Origin of the sequence: Phenylobacterium sp. (assembly GCF_037138395.1) — a bacterium.
GTDB lineage: Bacteria > Pseudomonadota > Alphaproteobacteria > Caulobacterales > Caulobacteraceae > Phenylobacterium.
In genome coordinates this window covers 1-2,057 of the sequence record NZ_JBAXIM010000250.1, presented here as the reverse complement: position 1 = coordinate 2,057, position 2,057 = coordinate 1, and the positions used below count along the sequence as shown (strand labels likewise).

The following is a 2,057-nucleotide window of genomic DNA, read 5'->3' as shown; positions in this document are numbered from 1 at the left end:
GGATCGAGACGGCCCGCGCCCTGGCCGAGGCTGGGGCGGAGGTCATCATCGCGGCGCGCAAGCCGGACCTCGCGGCGACCGCCGCAGCGGATATCAACCGGACCGCCAAGGGCCCTGGGGTGCGGTTCGAGATGCTGGACCTGTCCAGCCTCGCCTCGGTCCGCGCGCTGGGTGTGCGTTGGGCAGACCGGCCCCTGGATATTCTAATCAACAATGCCGCCGTCATGGCCTGCCCCCTGGACCGCACGGAGGACGGCCTGGAAATGCAGATCGGGACAAATCACTTCGGGCACTTCCTGCTGGGCGTGCTGCTGGCGCCGGCGCTGGAGGCCGGGGCCCGGAAGTCCGGTCGCCTGTCCCGACTGGTGAGTCTTTCCTCGATCGGCCACAGGCGCTCGGACATCCACTGGGATGATCCTAACTACCGGACCCGTCCCTACGAGAAGTGGGAGAGCTACGGGCAGGCCAAGACCGCCAACAGCCTTTTCGCCGTTGGCTTCCAAAAGCGGTTCGCCAGCCGCGGGGTGACCGCAAACGCCGTCATGCCGGGCGGCATCATGACCCCGCTGCAAAGGCACATGGAACGGGCGGAGATGGTCGCCATGGGCTGGATCGACCCGGAAACAGGTGCCGTCCGGGAGGGGTTCAAGACCCCGGAGCAGGGGGCCTCCACCAGCGTCTGGGCGGCCGTCGGCCCGGAACTCGAAGGCATCGGGGGCCTTTATCTGGAGAACTGCGCAGAGGCCGGGCCCTGGACCGCCGAAGCGCCCTTCGTAGGCGTCATGCCCCACGCCCTGAATCCCGAAAGCGCGGACCGCCTTTGGGCGCTCTCGCTTGAGATTACGGGCGCTGGCGGACCTGGGTGATATTGATCCAGCTGATGCTGGCCAAAGAAACTATCGATTTGGCCGATCCGCCTCGCCTTGCTAGGTACAGAGCTGAACGCTGCGGATCCCTGGCGGCGCAAGGAGAGGGAAGCGACATGTCATCTGATGAAGGCAAGTGCCCGTTCGGACACGGCGGTCGGACCACCGCCAAGATGCAGTCGAATGCAGACTGGTGGCCCAACCGGCTTAACCTGAAGATCCTCAGCCAGCATTCGGCGAAGGCCGATCCGATGGACCCGGACTTCGACTATGCCAAGGCGTTCCGGGCCCTCGATCTGGCGGCGGTCAAGGCTGACCTTCACGCCCTGATGACCGATTCCAAGGACTGGTGGCCGGCGGACTGGGGTCACTATGGCCCGCTGTTCATCCGCATGACCTGGCACAGCGCCGGCACCTACCGGATCTCGGATGGCCGCGGCGGCGGCGGAACGGGTAACCAGCGCTTTGCGCCCATCAACTCCTGGCCGGACAACGGCAACCTCGACAAGGCGCGCCGCCTGCTCTGGCCGATCAAGAAGAAGTACGGCAACAGCCTGTCCTGGGCCGACCTGATGATCCTGGCCGGCAACGTCGCCATGGAGTCCATGGGCTTCAAGACCTTCGGCTTCGCCGGCGGGCGCGCCGATATCTGGGAACCCGAGGAGGACATCAACTGGGGTGCCGAGACCGAATGGCTGGGCGATAACCGTTACTCCGGCGACCGGGTGCTGGCCCAGCCCCTCGGGGCGGTCCAGATGGGGCTGATCTACGTCAACCCGCAGGGCCCCAATGGTAATCCCGATCCTGTCGCCTCCGGCCGGGACGTGCGCGAGACCTTCGCCCGCATGGCCATGAACGACGAGGAAACTGTCGCTCTGGTTGCCGGCGGTCATACCTTCGGCAAGGCTCACGGGGCTGGACCCGACTCCCATGTCGGACCCGAGCCCGAGGGTGCGCCCATGGAAGCGGCTGGCTTCGGCTGGCTCAGCACACATGGCTCCGGCAAGGGCGTGGACGCCATCACCAGCGGCATTGAAGGCGCCTGGAAGCCCAACCCGACCACCTGGGACAACGGCTATTTCGACATGCTGTTCGGCTATGAGTGGGAACTGGTGAAGAGCCCCGCCGGCGCGCATCAGTGGCGGGCCAAGGACGTGCGCCCCGAGCACATGATCCCCGACGCCCACGATC

General features: G+C 66.2%; 2 protein-coding genes. Both read left to right on the top strand.

The annotated features are described in order from the left end of the window. The coding region (locus tag WCJ52_RS12900; RefSeq protein WP_336903707.1) for an SDR family NAD(P)-dependent oxidoreductase at positions 1–866 on the top strand (866 nt) is incomplete at its 5' end. Positions 867–982: 116 nt separating this feature from the next. Next, the coding region (locus tag WCJ52_RS12895; RefSeq protein ID WP_336903706.1) for a peroxidase family protein at positions 983–2,057 on the top strand (1,075 nt) is incomplete at its 3' end.